The sequence below is a fragment of the Sphingomonas caeni genome (genome assembly GCF_026013415.1).
Classification (GTDB): domain Bacteria; phylum Pseudomonadota; class Alphaproteobacteria; order Sphingomonadales; family Sphingomonadaceae; genus Sphingomonas; species Sphingomonas caeni.
The window spans coordinates 782,757-803,513 of the sequence record NZ_JAPDOK010000001.1 but is presented as its reverse complement, the minus strand read 5'-3'; the positions used below and the strand labels follow the sequence as shown (position 1 = coordinate 803,513).

At 67.8% G+C, this 20,757-nt stretch carries 27 protein-coding genes and 1 tRNA gene; 19 read left to right on the top strand and 9 right to left on the bottom strand.

Translation table 11 applies throughout. From position 1 onward, the window contains the following. Positions 1 to 5 precede the first annotated feature (5 nt). From dcm to OF829_RS04225, 5 genes are all read left to right on the top strand, one after another. Entirely contained in the window at positions 6 to 1,244 is a 1,239-nt protein-coding gene (gene dcm, locus OF829_RS04245; protein ID WP_264938698.1) for a DNA (cytosine-5-)-methyltransferase, read from the top strand. Next, positions 1,177 to 1,716 carry a very short patch repair endonuclease gene (locus tag OF829_RS04240; RefSeq protein ID WP_319951530.1) on the top strand — a complete coding sequence of 180 codons (540 nt, stop codon included), beginning with the start codon at positions 1,177 to 1,179 and terminating at the stop codon, positions 1,714 to 1,716. Before dcm ends, OF829_RS04240 begins: the two co-directional genes overlap by 68 nt. Continuing rightward, positions 1,685 to 2,923, top strand: coding sequence for a type II restriction endonuclease (locus tag OF829_RS04235; RefSeq protein ID WP_264938696.1), 1,239 nt, complete (start codon positions 1,685 to 1,687; stop codon positions 2,921 to 2,923). Before OF829_RS04240 ends, OF829_RS04235 begins: the two co-directional genes overlap by 32 nt. A 298-nt stretch (positions 2,924 to 3,221) precedes the next feature. Then, positions 3,222 to 3,629: a hypothetical protein gene (locus tag OF829_RS04230; protein WP_264938695.1), complete on the top strand. Its 408-nt coding sequence runs from the start codon at positions 3,222 to 3,224 to the stop codon at positions 3,627 to 3,629. 89 nt (positions 3,630 to 3,718) lie between these two features. Further along, the gene (locus OF829_RS04225) at positions 3,719 to 4,969 is read left to right on the top strand and encodes a DNA-packaging protein (RefSeq protein WP_319951529.1); all 1,251 of its coding nucleotides are present in this window, start codon (positions 3,719 to 3,721) and stop codon (positions 4,967 to 4,969) included. A 1-nt stretch (position 4,970) separates the two neighbouring features. Here OF829_RS04225 and OF829_RS04220 read toward each other — a convergent pair whose 3' ends face one another. Next, on the bottom strand, positions 4,971 to 5,378 hold the full coding sequence (locus OF829_RS04220) for a hypothetical protein (protein WP_264938694.1): 408 nt from the start codon (positions 5,376 to 5,378) through the stop codon (positions 4,971 to 4,973). Positions 5,379 to 5,424: 46 nt separating this feature from the next. Here OF829_RS04220 and OF829_RS04215 point away from each other — a divergent pair, with 46 nt between their 5' ends. Beyond that, positions 5,425 to 6,096: a spermidine synthase gene (locus tag OF829_RS04215; protein ID WP_264938693.1), complete on the top strand. Its 672-nt coding sequence runs from the start codon at positions 5,425 to 5,427 to the stop codon at positions 6,094 to 6,096. Here OF829_RS04215 and OF829_RS04210 read toward each other — a convergent pair. After that, entirely contained in the window at positions 6,093 to 6,548 is a 456-nt protein-coding gene (locus OF829_RS04210) for a hypothetical protein (protein WP_264938692.1), read from the bottom strand. The two genes, OF829_RS04215 and OF829_RS04210, sit on opposite strands and share 4 nt — an antisense overlap. A gap of 68 nt (positions 6,549 to 6,616) precedes the next feature. Between OF829_RS04210 and OF829_RS04205 the strand changes: the two genes are divergently transcribed. The 4 genes from OF829_RS04205 to OF829_RS04190 all read left to right on the top strand — a co-directional run bounded on the left by OF829_RS04205 (position 6,617) and on the right by OF829_RS04190 (position 8,854). Next, complete coding sequence (locus OF829_RS04205) at positions 6,617 to 7,729, top strand: phage portal protein (protein WP_264938691.1); 1,113 nt, start codon at positions 6,617 to 6,619, stop codon at positions 7,727 to 7,729. A gap of 40 nt (positions 7,730 to 7,769) precedes the next feature. Beyond that, positions 7,770 to 8,078, top strand: a complete 309-nt coding sequence (locus OF829_RS04200; RefSeq protein ID WP_264938690.1) for a DUF6127 family protein — start codon at positions 7,770 to 7,772, stop codon at positions 8,076 to 8,078. 95 nt (positions 8,079 to 8,173) lie between these two features. Next, positions 8,174 to 8,611, top strand: a complete 438-nt coding sequence (locus OF829_RS04195) for an HK97 family phage prohead protease (protein ID WP_264938689.1) — start codon at positions 8,174 to 8,176, stop codon at positions 8,609 to 8,611. 33 nt (positions 8,612 to 8,644) lie between these two features. Next, the gene (locus tag OF829_RS04190) at positions 8,645 to 8,854 is read left to right on the top strand and encodes a cold-shock protein (RefSeq protein WP_264938688.1); all 210 of its coding nucleotides are present in this window, start codon (positions 8,645 to 8,647) and stop codon (positions 8,852 to 8,854) included. Positions 8,855 to 8,970: 116 nt separating this feature from the next. On the opposite strand, the gene OF829_RS04185 is transcribed toward OF829_RS04190, so the two are convergent. Next, positions 8,971 to 9,225, bottom strand: coding sequence for a hypothetical protein (locus OF829_RS04185; RefSeq protein ID WP_264938687.1), 255 nt, complete (start codon positions 9,223 to 9,225; stop codon positions 8,971 to 8,973). A 26-nt stretch (positions 9,226 to 9,251) separates the two neighbouring features. Between OF829_RS04185 and OF829_RS04180 the strand changes: the two genes are divergently transcribed. The 4 genes from OF829_RS04180 (at position 9,252) to OF829_RS04165 (ending at position 12,882) form a co-directional block, all read left to right on the top strand. After that, on the top strand, positions 9,252 to 10,532 hold the full coding sequence (locus OF829_RS04180) for a phage tail protein (RefSeq protein ID WP_264938686.1): 1,281 nt from the start codon (positions 9,252 to 9,254) through the stop codon (positions 10,530 to 10,532). A gap of 29 nt (positions 10,533 to 10,561) precedes the next feature. Continuing rightward, positions 10,562 to 11,065, top strand: coding sequence for a DUF2793 domain-containing protein (locus OF829_RS04175; protein ID WP_264938685.1), 504 nt, complete (start codon positions 10,562 to 10,564; stop codon positions 11,063 to 11,065). Between the two features lie 108 nt (positions 11,066 to 11,173). Continuing rightward, the gene (locus OF829_RS04170; protein WP_319951528.1) at positions 11,174 to 12,310 is read left to right on the top strand and encodes an OmpA family protein; all 1,137 of its coding nucleotides are present in this window, start codon (positions 11,174 to 11,176) and stop codon (positions 12,308 to 12,310) included. A gap of 149 nt (positions 12,311 to 12,459) precedes the next feature. Beyond that, complete coding sequence (locus tag OF829_RS04165; protein WP_264938683.1) at positions 12,460 to 12,882, top strand: hypothetical protein; 423 nt, start codon at positions 12,460 to 12,462, stop codon at positions 12,880 to 12,882. Positions 12,883 to 13,052: 170 nt separating this feature from the next. Here the strand turns inward: OF829_RS04165 and OF829_RS04160 are convergent, their stop codons facing one another. The 4 genes from OF829_RS04160 to ygfZ all read right to left on the bottom strand — a co-directional run bounded on the left by OF829_RS04160 (position 13,053) and on the right by ygfZ (position 15,167). Next, the gene (locus OF829_RS04160; protein WP_264938682.1) at positions 13,053 to 13,451 is read right to left on the bottom strand and encodes a hypothetical protein; all 399 of its coding nucleotides are present in this window, start codon (positions 13,449 to 13,451) and stop codon (positions 13,053 to 13,055) included. Between the two features lie 88 nt (positions 13,452 to 13,539). Further along, positions 13,540 to 13,848 carry a hypothetical protein gene (locus OF829_RS04155; protein WP_264938681.1) on the bottom strand — a complete coding sequence of 103 codons (309 nt, stop codon included), beginning with the start codon at positions 13,846 to 13,848 and terminating at the stop codon, positions 13,540 to 13,542. 111 nt (positions 13,849 to 13,959) lie between these two features. Continuing rightward, positions 13,960 to 14,436, bottom strand: coding sequence for a hypothetical protein (locus OF829_RS04150; protein ID WP_264938680.1), 477 nt, complete (start codon positions 14,434 to 14,436; stop codon positions 13,960 to 13,962). Next, on the bottom strand, positions 14,433 to 15,167 hold the full coding sequence (gene ygfZ, locus OF829_RS04145; protein WP_264938679.1) for a CAF17-like 4Fe-4S cluster assembly/insertion protein YgfZ: 735 nt from the start codon (positions 15,165 to 15,167) through the stop codon (positions 14,433 to 14,435). Before ygfZ ends, OF829_RS04150 begins: the two co-directional genes overlap by 4 nt. Before the next feature lie 44 nt (positions 15,168 to 15,211). On the opposite strand from ygfZ, the gene OF829_RS04140 reads away from it, so the two are divergent. The 3 genes from OF829_RS04140 to OF829_RS04130 are packed head-to-tail and all read left to right on the top strand — an operon-like array spanning position 15,212 to position 17,543. Then, positions 15,212 to 16,537, top strand: coding sequence for a dihydroorotase (locus OF829_RS04140; RefSeq protein WP_264938678.1), 1,326 nt, complete (start codon positions 15,212 to 15,214; stop codon positions 16,535 to 16,537). After that, entirely contained in the window at positions 16,534 to 17,037 is a 504-nt protein-coding gene (locus OF829_RS04135) for an SRPBCC family protein (protein WP_264938677.1), read from the top strand. Before OF829_RS04140 ends, OF829_RS04135 begins: the two co-directional genes overlap by 4 nt. A 38-nt stretch (positions 17,038 to 17,075) precedes the next feature. Then, complete coding sequence (locus OF829_RS04130; protein WP_264938676.1) at positions 17,076 to 17,543, top strand: hypothetical protein; 468 nt, start codon at positions 17,076 to 17,078, stop codon at positions 17,541 to 17,543. Positions 17,544 to 17,546: 3 nt separating this feature from the next. Here OF829_RS04130 and OF829_RS04125 read toward each other — a convergent pair whose 3' ends face one another. Together OF829_RS04125 and OF829_RS04120 are read right to left on the bottom strand one after the other, a co-directional pair. After that, positions 17,547 to 18,827 carry an NRAMP family divalent metal transporter gene (locus OF829_RS04125; protein WP_264938675.1) on the bottom strand — a complete coding sequence of 427 codons (1,281 nt, stop codon included), beginning with the start codon at positions 18,825 to 18,827 and terminating at the stop codon, positions 17,547 to 17,549. Positions 18,828 to 18,888: 61 nt separating this feature from the next. Further along, on the bottom strand, positions 18,889 to 19,635 hold the full coding sequence (locus tag OF829_RS04120) for a DUF1134 domain-containing protein (RefSeq protein ID WP_264938805.1): 747 nt from the start codon (positions 19,633 to 19,635) through the stop codon (positions 18,889 to 18,891). 153 nt (positions 19,636 to 19,788) lie between these two features. Between OF829_RS04120 and OF829_RS04115 the strand changes: the two genes are divergently transcribed. Together OF829_RS04115 and OF829_RS04110 are read left to right on the top strand one after the other, a co-directional pair. Next, positions 19,789 to 19,881, top strand: a tRNA-Ser gene (locus tag OF829_RS04115). 26 nt (positions 19,882 to 19,907) lie between these two features. Further along, positions 19,908 to 20,663, top strand: a complete 756-nt coding sequence (locus tag OF829_RS04110) for a FadR/GntR family transcriptional regulator (protein WP_264938674.1) — start codon at positions 19,908 to 19,910, stop codon at positions 20,661 to 20,663. Positions 20,664 to 20,757: the final 94 nt, after the last annotated feature.

The following is a 20,757-nucleotide window of genomic DNA, read 5'->3' as shown; positions in this document are numbered from 1 at the left end:
TGACGATGAACGAGCAGACCGAATTCGCGATTCTTCGTCGACGGGCAGCGTTGTCGATCCAGGAAGCGGCGCAGCTCCTTCATGTCTGCGACCGCACGGTCAAGCGCTATGAAACTCCCGGCGAAAAGGGCTTCGAACCGAGTGCGGGCAACATGGACCTCATTCGGCGCATGGCGGAGGCGAACCGGAGTAAGGTGCCAGCCATCGAGAAGTCTTTCCGCTTTATCGATCTCTTTGCCGGCATCGGAGGAATGCGTAAGCCGTTCGAAGAGATCGGCGGGCAGTGCATCTTCACTGCGGAATGGGATCGGTTCGCGCGAGAAACTTACACGGCAAATTTTCACGACGATCCGTTCACGCATGAATTTGCGCACGACATTCGTCCCTATGCCGAGGATCCGGATCGCGTGCCCGAGCATGATGTGCTCGTAGCAGGATTTCCGTGCCAGCCCTTTTCAATTGCCGGGGTCTCGAAGAAGAACGCGCTGGGCCGCCCGCATGGCTTCCTTTGCGATACGCAAGGGACATTGTTCTATGATCTGGCAAAGATCATCGCGCACCGTCGGCCACAGGCCTTCCTGCTTGAGAACGTCAAGAACCTGGAGCGGCATGATGGGGGGAAAACGTTCGCGACCATATTGCATGCTCTCAGGGAGGAGCTTGAATATGATGTCCACTTCAAGGTCATCAGTTCGGCGCCTTGGGTGCCCCAGAAGCGCGAACGCATTTTCATTGTCGGGTTCCGGGAGCCCCAGCCTTTCAGCTTCGACCAGATCGAGATGCCCGAGGGCAGGGCGCCGGTTCTGGGTGATATTCTCGAGAAGAAGGTGTCGGACAAATACACGCTTACAGATCACCTCTGGAAGTATCTGAAGGGGTACAAGGCGAAGCACGCTCTTGCTGGCAACGGCTTTGGCTACTCGGTTTTCGACGTTGGTGACGTAACGCGAACTCTGTCGGCGCGGTACTACAAGGACGGCTCAGAATGCCTTGTGGCCCAGGCAGGAAAGGCGCCTCGCCGGCTTACGCCACGTGAATGCGCTCGTCTGATGGGTTTCGATGGTCCGCAGGAAAGCAAGTTCAAGATCACGGTGTCGGATACGCAGGCGTACCGGCAGTTCGGCAACGCCGTGGCGGTGCCGGTAGTCCGCGCGGTGGCAAAAGCGATGGCGCCCTATGTCTCCGCGTCTGGTGAGAATGCGCAGGCTCCTGGACAACGCAACCGCGAGCTCATGTATGGCTGACGTCGTGACGCCCGCGGTCCGCAGTCGCATGATGGCCGGAATCAGGGGCAAGAACACCAAACCGGAACTGGTGATCCGCAAGGGATTGCACTTGCAGGGATTCCGGTACCGGCTTCATCGGCGGAATTTGCCAGGCAGGCCCGATCTCGTATTTCAGAAACACCGCGCCGTAATTTTCGTGAATGGATGCTTCTGGCACGGGCACGACTGCCCGCTGTTCAAATGGCCGACCAGCAGACCTGATTTCTGGCGTGAGAAAATCGGGCAAAACAAGGTTCGGGATGCCAGAAATCACGGCAAGCTCAGCGAACTCGGTTGGCGTCAACTGACTGTCTGGGAGTGCGCGCTCAAAGGACGAAATAGGCATCCCGCAGAAGATGTCATATCCAGATGCGCAGGGTGGCTTCTCACCGCGGAACGAGATGGCGAGGTCGCTGGCAATGAAGAAGGGATTTCTCTCGGACTATTTTGACGGCGTCGCCGTCAAGCGCCTTACGGACGTTGAAGCGGATCCTGCGGTCTCCAATCAGCACGAATTCGGCACCACACGCGCAATGCGCGAATTTCTCGGTGCCGAGTACCGGAAGTTTGACACCACCTACGTCTGGTTCGGCGGCGAGCAGGAAGGCGTGCCGGACTATGGTTCCGCGACGATGTATGATTCCCGTGCAAACCAGCCGCATCGCGCGGCGGAGTGGCGGGTATATTACGACTCCAATAGCGTCACCGCCCTGATGGAGCCGGGCGACACCTTGTTCATCGCCAAGCGCAGCCGGGCGAACGCGCTGCTCATCATCATCGCCCGGCAAGGCTGCACGATCGAGCATCAACTGCTCTGGCTGTTCGGTATCGATTCGCAGCCGACCTTCGAGTTTCAGGCCAAGCCGTTCGAAAATTCGAATGATGCCGAGATCGATTTTACCGCGCGCTTCATCCTCGACGAACTCGGGATCGAATTTGAGGACCCCAATGCGAACACGCTTGACGAGATCATCAAGCCTTTCGGCCTGAACTGGCCGAAGACCGCGCCGTTTTCCAAACTGGCGCGGCAGACACTCCCTGAAGTCGATGCAGTCGCCAACCCTGACCTCGCCCTCATGGCATGGCTCGATCACGAAGAGGCGATGTTCCGGCGGCTGGAGCGCAAGATCGTCGGCAAGCGGCTGGAAGCCGGATTCATGGAGAATGGTGAGGCTGATGTTGATGGCTTCATCAAATTCTCGCTCGGCGTGCAGAACCGGCGGAAGTCCCGTATGGGACACTCATTCGAGAATCAGCTTGCCGCCCTGTTTGAAGCCAATGGCCTGCTGTTCAGCAGGCAGGCAGTAACGGAACTTGGCAACAAGCCGGACTTTCTGTTTCCCGGCCAAGCCGCTTACAGTGATCCGGATTTTCCGGAGAATTTGCTGACGATGCTCGCCGCGAAATCGGTCTGCAAGGAGCGGTGGCGGCAGATTCTGCCTGAGGCCGCCCGGGTGAAGCAGAAATATCTCGTGACGATTGAAACCGGCATCTCGGAGGCTCAGACCAGCCAGATGCAAGCGAATGGCGTCCAACTCGTGGTGCCAGTCTCGCTTCACGGGAGTTACACTGTCTTGCAGCGGACCTGGCTATTGCCTGTCGGGGAGTTTCTGAAGACAGCCGCGGCCAAGCAGGCTCAACTTCCGAGACAGAAATAACCAAATAGGCACTTTTCGCTTGACATCGTAACGCTGATCTGGTACAAATCAGGAACGCTGGGGAATTGCGAGTCGGGTGGCTCGGGTCGGCGGCGTAGCGTCGTGGCAAAGCCACGCCGTCGGTCGCGGCAAGGCCGCGCCGGCCGGCATTCGGCTGGTCCGCGCCCAGCGCTTCGCGCTGGTCTTGGGCCTCATGCGGAGAATTGCGAGTCGGGCCGGGCACCCTAGGTGCGCCGGCCCGATTGCGTTTGGGGAGAGGGCGATGGGAACGCCGGGGCGGACATGGGTGCGTTGGCCATTGAAGGACCGTGCGACGTTTCTCGATCATCTTGCCGGGAGCTGCAACGTAACCGCTGCGGCGAAGGCGGCGGGCGTATCGACGGAGAGCGCCTATGCCCTGCGGCGGCGCGAGGAGGCGTTCGCGGCGGAATGGCACGCGGCGCTGCTGGCGGGCTATGCCGTGCTGGAGACGGCGCTGCTCGGCCATGCGCTCGGGCGCAGCGATGACGGGACGGTCGCGATGCCGTTCGGCAAGCTCGATTTCGAGGCAGGGCTGCGGCTGCTCGCGCAGCATCGGGCGACGCTGACCGGCAAGGCGTACCGGGGCGGTCCGCCGCTCAAGCGCGCGACGCGCCAGGAAACCGATATGGCGATCCTGAAGAAGATCGAGATGATCGAGCGCGCCCGGAAGGCCGGCGTCGCTTGAGCGCGCGGAAACGGCGCGCCGCGCGTGAACCGGACAGCGATGCCGTGTTCGCGCGCCTGCTGACATTATCGTCGGAGGAGCGGGGGCAGGTGATCCGATCGCTGAGCAAATCGCAGCTGCGCGAGTATGACGAGCGCTGGTGGCAATGGTCGCTGGCGAGCCAGCGCGTGCCGCCCGGCAAATGGCGGGTGTGGCTGATCCGTGCCGGGCGCGGCTTCGGCAAGACGCGCGCCGGGGCGGAATGGGTGAGCGAGATCGCGCGCAACGATCCGGCGGCCCGGATCGCGCTGGTCGGCGCGACCGCCGAAGAGGTGGGCGCGGTGATGATCGGCGGGGTGAGCGGGCTGCTCAGCGTGGCGCGTCCCGACGAGCGCCACCAATGGCTGCGCAACCGGGGCGAGCTGATCTTTGCGTCCGGGGCCCGCGGCTATGTCTATTCGGCGGGGGCGGCGGAGAAATTGCGCGGGCCCGAGCATAGCGCCGCCTGGTGCGACGAGCTCGCGAAATGGCCCGCCGCGAGCGCGGGCGCGGCCTGGGACAATCTGATGCTCGGGCTGCGCCTGACCGATGATCCGCGCGTGCTGGTGACGACGACGCCGAAGCCCGTCGCGCTGATGCGGCGCGTGATGGCGCGGCCGGACATGATCGAGACGCGGGGGCACACCCGCGACAATATCTGGCTGCCCGCGAGCTTCGCCGAGGCGATGACCGCGGATTATGGCGGCACGCGGCTGGGGCGGCAGGAGCTGGACGGGGAGATGCTCGAGGATGCCGAGGGCGCGCTGTGGAGCCGGGCGATGATCGAGGGGTGCCGGGTGGCGGAAATGCCCGAGCTGGTGCGCGTGGTGGTGGGGGTCGATCCGCCCGCGAGCGCGGGCGGGGACGCCTGCGGGATCGTGGCGGTGGGGCTGGGGCGCGGCGGCCAGGGCTATGTGATCGAGGATGCGAGCGTGGCCGGCGCCTCGCCCGAGCGCTGGGCGCGGGCGGTGGCGGCGTGCGCGGCGCGGCATCGGGCCGAGCGGGTGATCGCCGAGAAGAACCAGGGCGGCGAGATGGTGGCGAGCGTGCTGCGCGCGGCGGATGCGCGGCTGCCGCTCGCGCTGGTGCATGCCAGCCGCGGCAAGAGCGCGCGGGCCGAGCCGGTGGCGCTGCTCTATGAGGCGGGGAGGGTGAAGCATGCGGGGGCGTTTCCCGTGCTCGAGGACGAATTGTGCGGGTTGATGGCGGGGGGCGGCTATGCGGGGCCGGGCGGATCGCCGGACCGGGCGGATGCGCTGGTCTGGGCGCTTTCCGAGCTGATGCTGACCAAGCGGGGGACGCCGCGGGTGCGGCTGATGTAGCTCAGGCGGCGGGGCTGCAGGTGCCGAGAAAGCTGTATTGCTGGGCGGGCTGGGCGCGGGTGACGACCATCTCCCAGCTCTTGCCGTCCGCGCTCGGCCGAGAGGCGAGAGCGGCGCTGTCGCCACTGTCGAAGACGAGCTTGGTGAAGCCCGGGCCGTAACGGCCCTCGTAGAAGTTGCGCCCCACGATATGCTCGGAGCCACCGCCGATGCCGGGGGTGAAGCGGGCGGTCTCGAAATCGATGTGAAAGCGGGCGGCGTTGGGCGCGAATGTGCAGTCGCCGCCGAGCCCCTTGCAGATGCGCAGATTGTCCGCCTGGCAATCCCAGCGCGGGGCGATCTCCCAGGCGGGACGGTCGGCGGCCTGCGCGAGCAGGGGGGCGAGGGCGAAGAGGAGCGGGAGGTTCATGCGCGCGAGGCTAGCATGAAAGCGCCCGGGCTGGCAGGGGACCCCGATGGTACCGCGCGAACTGATCGATACGGCGATTGTCCCCGGCGGGGAGGAGGAGCTGCGGCTGTTCCGGCGCGGGGGCGACTATATGATCGTGCTCGACCGCAACGAGCTGATGAACAGCCGGATGAGCGGATCGGAGGAGCAGCTCGCGACGATGACCTTCGCGCGGCTCAAGGTGGATGCGCCGCGGGTGCTGATCGGCGGATACGGGATGGGGTTCACGCTGCGCGCGGCGCTGGCGGTGGCGGGGCCGCATGCCGAGCTGGTGGTGGGCGAGCTGGTGCCCGAGATCATCGGCTGGGCGCGCGGGCCGATGGCGGCGCTGGCGGCGGGGTGTCTCGACGACCGGCGGGTGCACGTCGAGATCGGCGATGTGGCGGCGATGATCGCGGGCGCGCGCGGGTCGTTCGACGCAATATTGCTCGATGTCGACAATGGCCCGGACGGGCTGACGCGGCTGGCGAACGACCGGCTCTATACCGCGCGCGGGCTGGAGGCGGCGCGGGCGGCGCTGCGGCCTGGGGGCGTGCTGGCGGTGTGGTCGGCGGGGCCCGATCCGCGGTTCGCGCGGCGGTTGAAGGAAGCGGATTTCGCGGTGGAAGAGGTGGCGGTGCGCGCGCGGGCGAACGGCAAGGGGCCGCGGCATGTGATCTGGTTCGGGGTGCGACGCTAGGGTTTGGCCTCATCCGGGCTGCAGGTGCCGTACCAGTGATATTGGCTGTCGATTCCATTGCGGGTGAGGATCGCTTCGCGGGTTTCGCCGGTGCGGGGGCGGCCGGCGAGGGTGACGCCGTCGCCGCTGTCGAGGACCAGCTTGGTGAAACCGGGATCCTTGTCCTTCGGCGCGAACCAGGTGCGGGCGACGATCGCTTCGGAGAAATCATGCGCCGGTGTCGCGGCGGCGCTTTGGGAATAGATGCTGGCCGGGATATCGACGCCGAAGCGGCTGCCGGTGAAATCGATGCGGAACCTGGCCTGATTGGGGATCAGCTCGCACTTGCCGCCCAGCCCCTGGCAGATGCGGAGTTGCGCCATTTCGCAGGTCCATTTGCCCGCAACTTCCCAGGCCGGGCGGGGAGCGGCCTGGCTGGTCAGCAATAGCAGCAGGATCGCGAGCGATTTCATGGCGTCCCTCCGTGGGGCGGGAATGTCGCAGAGCCCGTGAGGGCGCGCAACTATTGGGGAGCGACGGGATGAAATGGTTCGGGCGGAAGACCGGGCGCGATGATGCGCGTCCGGCGTTGTCGCGTGCCGGTGTGCTGAGCGCGTTCGGGGAATGGCCGCGGAGCTACGATGCACAGCTGCGCGAGGCGTATCTGGCCAATCCGGTGGCGCAGCGCGCGGTGAAGCTGGTGGCGGAGGGCGTGGGCGGGGCGCCGCTCAAGGGCTCGGATCCGGCGCTGGTCAGGCTGGCGACGGCGCGGTCGGGGGGGCAGCTGCTCACCGAGACGGTGGCGGCGCAGCTGCTGCTCCACGGCAACGCCTATGTCCAGATCCTGTGCGACGGCGACGGCGCGGTGAGCGAGCTGTTCGCGCTGAGGCCCGAGCGGGTGACGGTCGAGCCCGATGCCGGCGGCTGGCCGGCGGCGTATTGCTATCGGCTGGGCGAGCATCGGATGCGGCTGGCGGCCGAGGCGCCGGGCGGGCGGCCGGGGGTGGTGCATATCAAGGCCTTTCACCCGCTCGACGATCATTATGGACTGGGCTGCCTGGGCGCGGCGGCGCCGGCGGTGGCGATCCACAATGCAGCGGCCAAATGGAACAAGGCGCTGCTCGATAATGCCGCAAGGCCGAGCGGCGCGCTGGTGCACGATCCGGGGGACGGGAGCGTGCTCGCGCCCGACCAGTTCGAGCGGCTGCGCGCCGAGATGGAGGCGGGGTTTGCGGGGGCGGCGAATGCGGGGCGGCCGATGCTGCTCGAGGGCGGGGTCCGGTGGCAGGCGATGAGCCTGACCCCGGCGGACATGGATTTCGTCGGGCTCAAGGCGGCGGCGGCGCGCGAGATCGCGCTGGCCTTCGGGGTGCCGCCGATGCTGATCGGGCTGCCGGGGGACAATGCCTATGCGAACTATCGCGAGGCGAACCGGGCGCTGTGGCGGCTGGCGATCCTGCCGCTGGCGGACAAGATCCTCAGCGGGATCGCGCAAGGGGTGAGCGGTTGGTTTCCGGGGGCGGCGCTCAGCGTGGATGCCGACCGGGTGACCGCGCTGGCGGAGGACCGCGAGCGGCTGTGGCGGCAGGTGGGCGCGGCGGATTTCCTGACGCCCGAGGAGAAGCGGGCGGTGCTGGGGATCGGGGCGGGGTGAACATTCCTCCCCCTCCGGGGGAGGATTTGAGGAGAAAACAATGAGTGACGGGGCGTTGCTGGCGCAGCTGATCGGGCAGGCGGCGGAGGAAGGGGCGGACCTTTCGACGCTGCGGGCGATCGCCGAGGAAGCCGGGGAGCTGGGGGCCGGGCGTGCCCTGGCCCGGCTGGGGCTCGCGGATGTCGGCGCGGGCAAGGATATGGCGGAGCTGCGCGAGCTGCTGGCGGCGTGGCGCGATGCCAAACGGTCGGTGGTGAAGGAGGCCGCGGCCTGGGTGGTGCGGCTGGTGCTGGCACTGGTGCTGGTGGGGCTGGCGGTGAAATTGGGGTTTTGGGGGTGGGTGAAGTGAGGGGCTCGTCACTGCCCCTCTCCCTTCCCACCGCTTCGCGGCGGGCCCAGTTCCGGGTGAACAGCGCCCCGCGCTGTTCAGGCCATGCCGGGGGCATGGCCGACCCGGAACTCCTCTCCCCGGAGGGGAGAGGGAGCGTAAGGTTCGCTGGTTATGCGGCGGTGTTCGATGCGCCGGACCGGGGGGGCGATGTGGTGCGGCGGGGGGCGTTTCGGGTGCGGGGCGGCGTGCCGCTGCTGTGGCAGCATGGGGGCGAGCCGGTGGGCGCGATCGAGCGGATCGAGGAGGATTCGCGAGGGCTCAGGGTGATCGGATCGGTGACCGAGCCGCGGCTGGCGGCGGCGGTGGCGAGCGGGGCGGTGAACGGACTGTCGTTCGGATACCGGGTGCGCGAGGCGGCCCGGAACAGGTGGCGCGAGCTGCTGCAGGTCGAGCTGCAGGAGGTCAGCCTGGTCGCGTCGCCGATGCAGCCGCTGGCGCGGGTGCATGCGGTGACGGAGGCCGGGCTGGCGGAGTGCGCGGCGGCGGGATAGGCTGCGCGCGGGGTTATGGGGGAGGCGAGTCGTATGGCGACCGGCATTGTCAAATGGTTCAATGATTCCAAGGGTTTCGGCTTTATCACGCCCGATGATGGCGGCGAGGATCTGTTCGCGCATTTCTCGATGATCCAGATGAACGGCTTCAAATCGTTGCGCGAAGGCCAGCGGGTGGCGTTCGAGGTGATCGAGGGGCCCAAGGGCAAGCAGGCGTCGAACATCACGGCGGCGGAGGAATAGGGGCAGCAACGAACGTCATCCCGGCGAAAGCCGGGACCCAGGGTGGCGGGCGACGACGTTTGTGACTCTGGGTCCCGGCTTTCGCCGGGATGACGGATAGGGGTGAAGCGGTCTGGTTAGGCCGCATTTTGGTTTTCGGGGACAACCAGGGGCGTCGCGATTGCGGCGCCCTTTTTCTTTGGCGTGGGGAGACGGGAAATGGAGATCAAGGCGGACGGGCTCGAGGCGAGCTTCGAGGCGGTGGAGAAGATGGGGTTGCCGGCCCAATATACCGGTGCGCGGCCGATGCTGGGGGGCGGGGCGCCGGGCGGTGCGGCGTTCGAGGGCTTCCTGCGGTCGGGCAGCGGCGGGATCGAGATGAAGGCGTTCACCGGCACGAGCGACTCGGGCGGCGGCTATGCGGTGCCCGAGAGCATCGACGCGCAGATCGACGCGGTGCTCAAGAGCATCTCGCCGAGCGGGGAATCGCGAGGCGCGGCTCGAGCTGCCCGCGGCGATCGATGCGGGGAGCGCCAAGACGATCGCCGAGGCGGCGCTGGCGCGGATGGATGCCGAGCGCGAGCGGCGCAGCATCGCGATGGGCTGGGAGGCGCTGGGGGTGCGGCCCGGCGAGCGGGTGAGCATCGACGGCGTGCCGGGGCTGTGGCGGGTCGACCGCTGGAGCCTCGAGGCGATGGTGGTGACGCTCGGCTGCGTGGCGCTCGCTCCCGGAACGATGGCGGCCGAGGCGAGCGGCGGACGGGTGCTGCCCGCGCCCGATGTGCCGCTGGGCGAGACGATCCTGCGGGCGTTCGAGCTGGTGCCGCTCGACGGCAGCCTGGCCGCGGCGCCACGGCTGGCGATCGCGGCGGCGGGGAGCGCGCCGGGCTGGCGCCGCGCGGCGCTGCTGACGAGCATCGACGGCGGGGTGCGCTGGGCGGGCGCGGGGGCGACCGCGCTGCCGGCGGTGATCGGGAGCATCGTGACCCCGCCGGGCGCGGCGCCCGCCGGGCTGGAGGATCGGGCGAACAGCGTCGTGGTGGAACTGGCGCATGCGGGGATGGCGCTGGGCGATGCCGATGCGGCCTCGCGCGATTCGGGGGCCAATCTGGCGATGCTGGGGGATGAGCTGATCCAGTTTGCGTCCGCCGCGCCGCTGGGCGCGAATCGCTGGCGGTTGAGCGGGCTGTGGCGCGGGCGGCGGGGGACCGAGGCGGCGATCGGGGGACAGGCCGCGGGCGATTCGTTCGTGCTGATCGAAGCCGAGGCGCTGACCGGGGTCACGCTGCCGATCGAGGCGATCGGGGGGACGGCAGCGGTGCTGGCGGAGGGGGCGGGGGACAGTATGGGCGTCGAGGCCGAAGCGGCGGTCACCGGCGCCTCGGTGGTGCCGCCGGCGCCGGTTCACCTCGCGGCGATTCGGGGCGGCGATGGCGGCGCGGAGGTGACCTGGGTGCGGCGCAGCAGAAGCGGGTGGCGCTGGATCGACGGGGTCGATGCGCCGCTGGGCGAGGAAAGCGAGCGCTATCGCGTGACGATAGCGCCCGCGGGCGGGGATGCGCGCACGGCCGAGACCGGCGAGGCGGCGGTGACGCTGAGCGCGGCGGAGTGCGCCGGCGGCGCGACGGTGACGGTGCGGCAGATCGGCTCGCACGGGCTCTCGCCGCCCGCCAGCCTGACGCTCGAAGCTGCCGAATGAGCTCAAGAATCAAGGGGGAGAGAATCACCATGACCGACCTGCCGACTCCGCGCCTGGCGCTGCCGCTGCTGCAGCCGGGACAGGCGCAGAAGGAAATGTATCATAATGAGGCGCTGGCGCGGCTCGATCTGGCGGCGCAGCCCGCGGTGATCGCTGCGGATGCGAATATTCCGCCCGCGGACCCCGCGCCCGGCGATGCCTGGATCCTGGGAAGCACCCCGGAGGACGCCTGGGCGGGGCACGCAAAGGCGATCGCGGGCTGGACCGCGGCCGGCTGGCGCTTCCTCGATCCCCGGGACGGCATGACTGCATGGGTGGTGGAAGACGCGGGATTCGCACTGTTTTCCGAGGGCGCCTGGCATGTGGGCGAGGCGCATGGCCGGCTGATCGTCGATGGCGAGCAGGTGGTGGGGCCGCGCGCCGAGGCGATCGACGATCCCGATGGCGGCACGACGATCGACAGCGAGGCGCGCGCGGCGATCGCGGCGATTCTCGTTGCGCTGAGGGAACATGGACTCGTCGATCCGGCCTAACCTGTGACGTGGATGCAACAGTCCCCTGATTTGTGAGCTTGCGCGGAAACCAACGTTTCGGTAGTGAGTTTGCGCTGTCCGTAGTGACAACTCAGAAAGGGGATTAAGATGCGGAAGCTTGCCGTCATTATGGCACTTGCGACGACCGCGCTGAGCACGCCTGCCCTCGCCCGCGATGACTCGTGGTACGTGGGTGTCGAAGGCGGTGCGATGCTCGTCGAGGATATCAATTTCGACATCGGCACCACGCCGCGCGCTGGCAAGGTCGACCACTATGCCGGTTGGGACGTCGATGGCGTCATCGGCTACGACTTTGGCGGTTTCCGCGCCGAGGCCGAGGTCGGCTATCGCGAGGCCGGCATCACCGCATGGACCTCGGGTCTCCGCACGCCGGTGTACAACGCCAACGGTACGCTCGGCACGCTTCCGGCGGGGACGTATAACTATGCCGGCGGCAAGGACTCGGCGCTGAGCTTCATGGTCAACGGCATGTTCGACTTCGGCGACGACGATGTCCTTTCGGGCTTCGTTGGCGGCGGCGCCGGTATCGCCCGCGTCAGCTCGAACCTCGAGCTGAGCACCCGCGGTTCGACGCTCGACGATTCGGACACCGTGTTCGCGTGGCAGGCCTTTGCCGGCGTTCGCGCTCCGCTCTCGGATCATGTCGACGTCACGCTGAAGTATCGCTTCTTCAACGCCGACAATGTCCGTCTGGTCGACGTGACGGGCCGTTCCTTCGAGGGCCGGTTCCGCTCGCACTCGATCCTGGGTGGCCTGACCTTCAACTTCGGTGGCCCGACCCCGGTCGTGACCCCGACCCCGACCCCGACCCCGACTCCGACCCCGGAATGGACCCCGACGCCGACCCCGGCGCCGACGCCCACGCCGATCGTCTGCACCCCGGGACCGTATATCGTGTTCTTCGACTGGGATAAGGCGGACATCACCGCGGAAGCCGCGGGCATCCTCGACAACGCCATCAGCAACTACCAGAATTGCGGCAACGCTTCGGTGATGCTGGCGGGCCACGCCGACCGTTCGGGTTCGGCGAGCTACAATGTCGGGCTGTCGCAGCGCCGCGCCGACAACGTCAAGGCGTACCTCACGGCTCGGGGCATCCCGGGCGGCGTGATCGCCACCCAGGCGTTCGGTGAAAGCCAGCCGCGTGTCGCCACCGAAGACGGTGTGCGCGAGCTGCAGAACCGCCGCGTGGAAGTCACCTACGGACCGGGCTCGGGCAACTAAGCCTCGGTTCCCGTCAGGGACTGAACAGAATCGGGGAGGCCGGGCGACCGGCCTCCCTTTTTCTTTGGGTTTATGTCTTTTACAAACCCGCCAGCGCTCGACCGTTAGCACCCAATTGCGGACTTTAGCCCAAAGGCTAAACTCGCCTCATGGAAAGCTATTCGAAGATTGTTGCCGAAGGGATGAAGCGAGCTTGCAGCGCATTCACGAAAATTGTGCAGCCAGTCGGCTTCAAACGAGGGGCTGGACGAAAATGGGTGCGGCAGATCGACGGCTTGGAGGAGACTATTCATGTCTCCAGAAGCGGAGCCACTTATGGTGCGCCCTACTCGCCTAGCATTTCATTACAACTCGATCTCTCATCGACGCGAGTAAGCGACAATAAGCGCGCCTACCTCAGCCGCCACACCACGACGATGATCCGTCGCCCTACCGGCTATTGCTACCATCACCGCTTCAATGCTGAGACGGGAAGCACCTATGATCGGTGCCTACAGGAGTTGGGCCTTTTCTTCGAAGAGGTCGCTGAGCCGTGGTTCGACGAAAGACGAGGCGAATTGAAAGGGCAGTGATGCCCATGGTGGCTTTCAACCCGCCGCGGGCAAAGAGATTGGGTTTGCAAACTACATAATCGCCTTTTCTTTGCGCGACGTACATGACCGATGGGTGCGAATCGCGAGTGCGGCTGGAGCGGACGGCAAGCATGCCGCTAGCGTGGATCAGCGCGAACCCGGCGGCGCCTTCAGGGTGCGACCGCGCCGGGCGGCGGGTCGGTGGCACGGAATTCGACCTGCACGCCGCTCACGACACGCGCCTTCAGGAACACATCCGCCCTCGAATCATAGCGGATCTCGAGCCGGTCCGGGCCGAGCCAGCGCATCTCCGCCCAAGGGCCGCCCCAGGATGCGGCAGGGGCGCTGTCGGCAATGAAGGCGTTTCCCGTGCCGGAGGGCGCGGCGCCGGCGGGGAGGACCGAGATCTGGGTCGAGAAGCCGGTGGTCGCGCCGCAATTGCGATCGAACAGCACCGCCTCGCGCTTGCCGTCGGGAGAGAGAGCGCGGGCGGCGACGGTGTCGGCGCAGTCGTCGCCGGTACAGGCGGCGAGCGGGAGTGCGGCGAGGAGCAGGAGCGCGCTGCGCATGGCGCGAGGCTAGTCGCGGGCGCCGGTGCCCGGCAAGCGTTGTTCGTTACGCTCCCGGATTCGCGGGATGGACGGGTGCGCCGGCCGGCTAGATCATGTCGCCGCGCATCGCCTCGCCGATCGCATTGAGGATCAGCGGGAGGATCACGCCGATCACCGCGCCCGCGAGCGCGCCCCCGGCGATCGTGCCGAGGCGCGGCAGCATCTGCATGACCTGCGCGCCCGTGACATGGGTCCAATCGACGAGCACCCAGCCGCTGAGCGCCATCGCCGCGATCGCGATCACCAGCGCCAGCCCGCCGCTGAAGCGGCCCGAAACCCCAAGGCCCAGGCTGGCGACCGCCAGCGAGGCCAGTGCGCCGTAGATGGCGGCGTTCCCAATCAGGTCATAGTCCATGGAATAAGGTTAACGCGCCGAAATCGACGTGGCAACGGCATGCCCGCCCGCGCAGATGCGGCCCGCGCCATTCCGGGACGTTTGCGGGCGTGCCCGGTTCGGCCCGCCGGCCTATTGCCGGAAGGTGAAACGCGACTCCAGTCGACGCGGCGTGGGCTTTGGCAGGCGGAAATAGCTTTCGCAGTCATAGACGGGAATCCGAAGCGTCGCCGCTACCGCGCCCGGCCGTAATGGCCATTTTGGCAACAGGGAGAAGACCGTGATCGATCGCCCGGGCGGGATGACCGCCATGCCTCCGGCCAGATCGGCATCCTTCCATCGCAGTACTAGCCGGTTGGACTGATCGTTCCGGAAGACCACGGCGCCGTTTTGCGAGAGCTGAAGGCCCTCATCGATATCGACCTGGGGGACGCAGGCCGGGGCGTTGCCGCGATTCTCCAGCGTCAGCGCCAGATTGTCGGGCATCAACTGCGGATCGTAGCGCCAGCTGGCCTGAAGCGCTTCGCGTTCGGCGGGAGCAGGTCGGGGGGCATCGGGCGCACAGGCTGATGCCAGCACCGCCAGCACCAGCGTGGGGAGGGCCCTCATCCGGCGGGCCCCGATTCAGCCAGCGCGGTCGCCAGCCATTCGGGAACCAGCGCATCGCCCAGCGCTTCGACGCGGCGGAGCTCCACCATCAGGCCGAGATCGGGGTAGGTGGCGCGGGTGCGCTCGCCGGGTTCGGCCAAGGGGGCGGCGACGAGGCGGCGATTGACCTTGGCGCGATAGTGCATGCGCGCGGTGTTTTCCTGGCCGACATAGCAGCCCTTGGTGAAGCTGACGCCGTTCAGCTCGGCGGCATTGGCTTCGAGCCAGAGCGTCTTGTCCTGGCCGAGCTCGGCTGCGCCCTCGGTAACGCCGAGGCTCAGGCGGTGCGCGCGCCAGGCGGTGGCGGGGGCGCCCTCCGCGGGGCCGAGCCGGCGGCGGCCGAGCGCGGCGAGGCGGGGGTCGGGGACGCCGTGTTCGCCGCCCGGGGACCAATGGACGCCGCCCTCGACGGGTTCGATCGCGATCGGGCGGCGGAGGCGGTAGAGGGTGAGGCGGCGGGCAAGCGCCTCGCGTTGATCGGCTTCGCAATCGATCAGGATCGACTCGCCTTCTGCCCACAGGATGAAATCGAACAGCGCCTTGCCCTGCGGGGTGAGCAGGCCCGCCCATTGCGGCGCCCCGGGGGTGACCAGCGCCATGTCCTGCGTGAAAAGGCCCTGCAGGAAGCCGCGTACGTCCTCGCCCGCGAGGCGGAGCAGAGCACGGTTGGGGAGGAGGGTGGCTTCGCTCATCGTCAAGAGGTAGGGGGCGTCAGTCCCTAGCGAAAGAGGCGATTATGGCGAGCGTCGATCTGAAGCTGACCGGGGGGATCGTGCACCTGCCGGGCGGGCCGGCCGCGGTCGATATCGGCGTGACCGGCGGCAGGATCGTCGCGATCGGATCGGTCGGCGATGCGGGCGAGACGATCGATTGCACCGGGCTCGACGTGCTGCCGGGGGTGATCGACAGCCAGGTCCATTTCCGCGAGCCGGGGCTCGAGGCCAAGGAGGATCTCGAAAGCGGGAGCCGCGCGGCGGTGCTCGGCGGGGTGACCGCGGTGTTCGAGATGCCCAACACCAAGCCCAATACCGACACGGCCGAGGCCGTCGCCGACAAGCTCGCCCGTGCCAAGGGGCGGATGTGGTGCGACCATGCCTTTTACGTCGGCGCGACCAATCACAATGCTGCGAGCCTGGCCGAATTGGAGCGGCTGCCGGGGACGGCGGGGGTCAAGATCTTCATGGGCGCGTCGACCGGCGACCTGCTCGTGTCGGACGACGCCAATCTCGCCAAGGTGCTGGCGAGCGGGCACCGGCGCGTGGCGATCCATGCCGAGGACGAGTTCCGGATGCAGGACCGGCTGGGCGAGCGGGTGACGGGGGACCCTTCGTCGCATCCGGTGTGGCGCGACGACGAGAGCGCGATGCTGGCGACGCGGCGCATCCTGCGGCTGGCGCGCGCGGCGCGGCGGCGGATCCATGTGCTGCACGTGACGACCCCGGCCGAGCTCGAGCTGCTGGGGGCGAACAAGGATATCGCGACGTGCGAGGTGACGCCGCAGCATCTGACGCTTGCCGGGGAGGAGGCCTATCCGCGGCTCGGCACCTATGCGCAGATGAACCCGCCGATCCGATCGGGCGCGCACCGCGACGGGCTATGGGACTGGCTGCGGCAGGGGGTGCCCGATGTGATCGGCTCGGATCATGCGCCGCATACGATCGCCGAGAAGGCGCAGGCCTATCCGGCCTCCCCAAGCGGCATGCCGGGGGTGCAGACGCTGCTGCCGCTGATGCTCAACCATGTGGCGGAGGGGCGGCTCACGCTGCAAAGGCTGATCGACATGACCAGCGCAGGCCCGCAGCGCATCTTCGGGATCGCGGGCAAGGGGCGGATCGCGGTCGGCTATGACGCGGATTTCTCGGTGGTCGATCTCAAGGCGCGCTGGACGGTGGAGGAGAGCTGGCTGGCGTCGCGTTGCGGCTGGTCGCCCTTCACGGGGATGGCGCTGACCGGGCGGCCGCTGGGGACGATCATCCGCGGCGAGCGGGTGATGTGGGAAGGCGCGCTCGCCAATGCGGCGGCGGGGATTCCGGTGCGGTTCGAGAGCGTGGAGTTCGGGTGAGGACGGTCACCCGCACCGATCGCGCGTCGCGGCTGATCAAGGCACCGGTGGATGTGGTGTATCGCGCATTCGTCGATCCCGCGCTGCTGATGCGCTGGCTGCCGCCCGAGGGCATGCGCGGCGAGATGCTCGATTTCGATGCGCGGCCGGGGGGCGGCTATCGGATGGCGCTGCACTATCTGGATGCCGAACACGAGACCGCGGGCAAGAGCGGCGAGGATGTGGATATGGTCGAGGGGCGGTTCGTCGCGCTCGATCCGGGCAGGCGGATCGTCCAGCAGGCCGAGTTCGTCGCGGACGACCCGGCCTTTGCCGGGACGATGACGGTGACCTGGCGCTTCGCGTCGGCGGATGGCGGGACGCGGGTGGCGGTCGTCTGCGAGGATGTGCCGCAGGGGATCACCAAGCGCGACCATGATGCGGGGCTCAAATCGTCGCTCGCCAACCTGGCGGCATTGGTGGAGTCCCAGGCCGATAACCGCCGGGTTACGATGCCGTAACCCGCGTGATGCTAGTCTCGCCGCGGAGGGAGACGGCGATGCGACTGGGATTGATGGCGGTGCTGCTCGCCGCGGCGCCCGCGCCGGGCGGTGAGTCCGGGATCGCCGGGCCAAGGACTTTGGGGCCCGAGGCGCCGACCGGGGCCTATGCCAGCGTGCCGCTGGCCGGGCTGCGGGCGATGACGCAGGACGAGGTCGTCCGCGTGCTCAAGACCCCGCGCAGCTATCCCGAGCATTCGCGCGTGCCCGTATGGCACCAGCGCAATAGCGCCAGCCGGCTGCTGAGCTTTCGCGCCGGCCGCAAGGCGGGCGAGGGCAAGGCGGCCAATAGCGACTGCGAACCCGCGGCGTGCGAGGGGCGCTATTCGGTCAGCGGCAATATGGTAACGATCGACTTCAGCCCGCGCCAGGGCGTGATGCGGCTGAGCTTCTTCGTGGGGGCGGATGGCGTGGCGATGGTGTTCGACGATTGGGGGCCCAAGGACGGACGCGCCTCGCCCTGGTAGTTTCTACAGCGCGAACAGGAAGAAGATCGCGGTCGCGGCGGCCATCACCAGCGTCGCGCCCCAGCCGAGCAGCGTCGTGCCGAAGGGCAGGGTAAGCTGGCCCATCGCGCGGCGGTTGCGTGCGATCAGCATCATCACCACCATCAGCGGCGCGGCGAGCACGCCATTGACCACCGCCGCCCAGTAGAGCGCCTTGACCGGATCGATCCCGATCGTCTGAAGCGCGGCGCCCGCGAGCGTCGTCACCGCGATCGTGGCATAGAAGAGCCGCGCCTTGAGCGGCTTGGCATCGAGGCTTCCGGGGGCGTTGACCATCCCGGTCACGGCATAGGCCGCCGAGCCCGCGAGCACCGGCACCGCGAGCAGCCCGGTGCCGATGATTCCGATCGCGAACATCGCGAAGGCGAACTGCCCGGCGATCGGACGTAGCGCCTCCGCCGCCTGCGACGAGGTGGCGATATCGGTGATCCCGTTGGCGTTGAGCGTCGCCGCGGTGGCGAAGACGATCGCGAGGCTGACGAGTGTGCTGAACGCCATCCCCACCAGCGTATCGGTGCGGATGCGCCGGAGCTCGGGGCCCGCATCGCGCGGGGCGACGCAGAGCGGCTTGGCATGGCGGCGGTGCTGTTCCTCCACTTCCTGCGCGGCCTGCCAGAAGAAGAGATAGGGGCTGATCGTGGTGCCGAGGATCGCGACGAACGCGGTCGCATAGGCGGCGTTCCACTGGATCTCGGGGACGACCAGCGAACGCAGCGCGCGCCCCCACGGCACCCCCGCGACCGCGACCACCGCGACATAGGTGAACAGCGACAGCGTCGTCCATTTGAGGATCGCCGAATAGCGCCGGTAGCTGAGCGCGACTTCGAGCAGGACGCAGACGATGCCGAACAGCAAGGTGTAGAGCACGGCATTGCCGCCCGCGAGCAGCTGGAGCGCGGCGCCCATCGCGCTCAGATCGGCGCCGAGATTGACGATATTGGCGACGAGCAGCAGCCCGACCATCGTCCAGAGCACCGGGCGCGGATAATGCCGGCGCAGATTGCCGGCGATCCCGGCGCCGGTGACCCGGCCGATTTCGGCGGCGACGAGCTGGATCGCGACCATCAGCGGAAAGCTGAGCACGAAGGTCCAGGCCAGCCCATAGCCGAATTGCGCGCCGACCTGGCTGTGCGTGCCGATTCCGCTCGGATCGTCGTCGGCGGCGCCGGTGATCAGCCCCGGGCCGAGCGTCGCGAGCAAGCCGCGCGGCGCCTCGGGATCCGAATCGGGAAGCGCGTCGCTCATCGGGCGACTATAGGCGGGCGGGGGCCGTGTTCCACGCCCGAATTGGCCGGCCGCCGCGCCCTCAGAAGGGCAGGAAGCGGCGGCGCTCGGTGAACTTCATATAGCCGGCATTGACCCCCAGCCGCCAGCCGACGCCGAGCCGCACCGGGATCAGCACCACGTCGCCGCGGCGCAGATAGCTCGCCGAGAAGCCGCCCACCAGATAGAGATGGCCCTCGCCCGCAGGGAAGCGCTTGTAGAGCTCCTGGCTGTCGTAGAGATTATAGACGAGCACGAAGACCTTGTTGGCGTCGCCGCCGACATCGAAGCCGACCGAGGGGCCGGTCCAATAGACCTTCCGCTCGCCCTCGACCTTGTGGAACATCATCCCCGAGCCGTAGCGCAGCCCGAAGACGAGCGCGCCCGAGGCCTCGCGCCCGGCGATATAGGCGTTGGGCTCGCCCTGGTCCTTGAGGATGTCCTCGATGATCTTGGCGAGGCCCGAGGCGCCCTTGCCGAACACCCCCTCCGCCGCGCCGATCAGATCGTCGCGCTGATAGGTGCCCGCCGCGCGCGCGCGGGCATCGGCCGGCTGCTGCAGCGCCACAGGATTGGCGGTGGGATCGGCATCGCCGCCATCGGCCGGGGTGCCGGTCTGGGGCGGCGGGGCGTCCTGCGGCTGCTGCGCGGGCGGCGGCGGCGAGCGCAGGTCCGAATCGATCTGGGTGTTCGGATCGATCCGGGTGATCTGGGCCGTCGCGGGCGCGACCAGCGCGAGCCCGGCGGCAGCGATGCACAGCATCTTCGATACGAGACGCATAAACCCCATCCCCACATAGAAACGCATGGGAAACGCTATGCCCGTGGCCCTGCACCGGCAATGAACGGGCGACAAGACGAGTCTAAATCAAGCCGGATCGGTTGGAGGCGTTGACCCTCGCCCAAAAGCGCCGCTATAGCCGCGGCTTCTGGCCCTTTTTCCGGAGACGTGGGTGAGTGGCTGAAACCAGCGGTTTGCTAAACCGCCGTATGGGTAAATCCCGTACCGAGGGTTCGAATCCCTCCGTCTCCGCCAGCGCCTCTCGCCAGCCCCGGAGCCGGATGGCCCTATCGGCCCCGGCGGCGAAAATCTCCAAATCGAAGCGCGCTTCGCGGCCAAAATCGCTGCGCCTGCACGGCACGGTGGCGCGCGACCTGGGCATCCGAATCGTCACGGGCGCGCTCCAGCCGGGCGAGCTGCTCGAGGGCGAAATCGCGGCGAGCGAGCAGTTCAAGGTTTCGCGTACCGCCTATCGCGAGGCGATCCGGATCCTCGCGGCCAAGGGCCTGGTGCATTCGCGGCCCAAGATCGGGACGCAGGTGAGCGCGCGCGCCGACTGGCACCTGCTCGATCCCGATGTGCTCGGCTGGATGTTCGCGGCCACCGATCCCGAGCCCGCGCTGATCGAGAGCCTGTTCGAGCTTCGCCGCATCGTCGAGCCCGACGCGGCGCGGCTGGCGGCGATCCGGCGCACCCCCGAACAGCTCGAGCGGATGCGCGAGGGGCTTGCCGGGGTGGCGAAGCACACCTTCGCGACCGAGGAAGGCCGCGCGTGCGACCATGAATTCCATGCGGCGCTGCTCGAGGCGAGCCATAATGATTTCGTGATCTCGCTGACCAACGGTGTCGCGACCGCGATCGAGCTGACCACGGCGTTCAAGCAGGACCGCCTGCCCGCTGCGCTCGACGCGCTGCCGGTCCATCTCGAAGTGTTCCATGCGATCGAGGCGCAGGACCCCCAGCGCGCGCATGACGCGATGGCGGGGCTGGTGGATCGCGGGCTGACTGATACGATGGAAGCCCGCGGCTGCTGCTAGCGCGCGCTATTCAGCCCATGCCCTCGCGGCTTGAACGAACGGGCTTTGGTCCCTAAATCCCGCCTCGAATTGTTACCGCTAACTTTGGCGAATC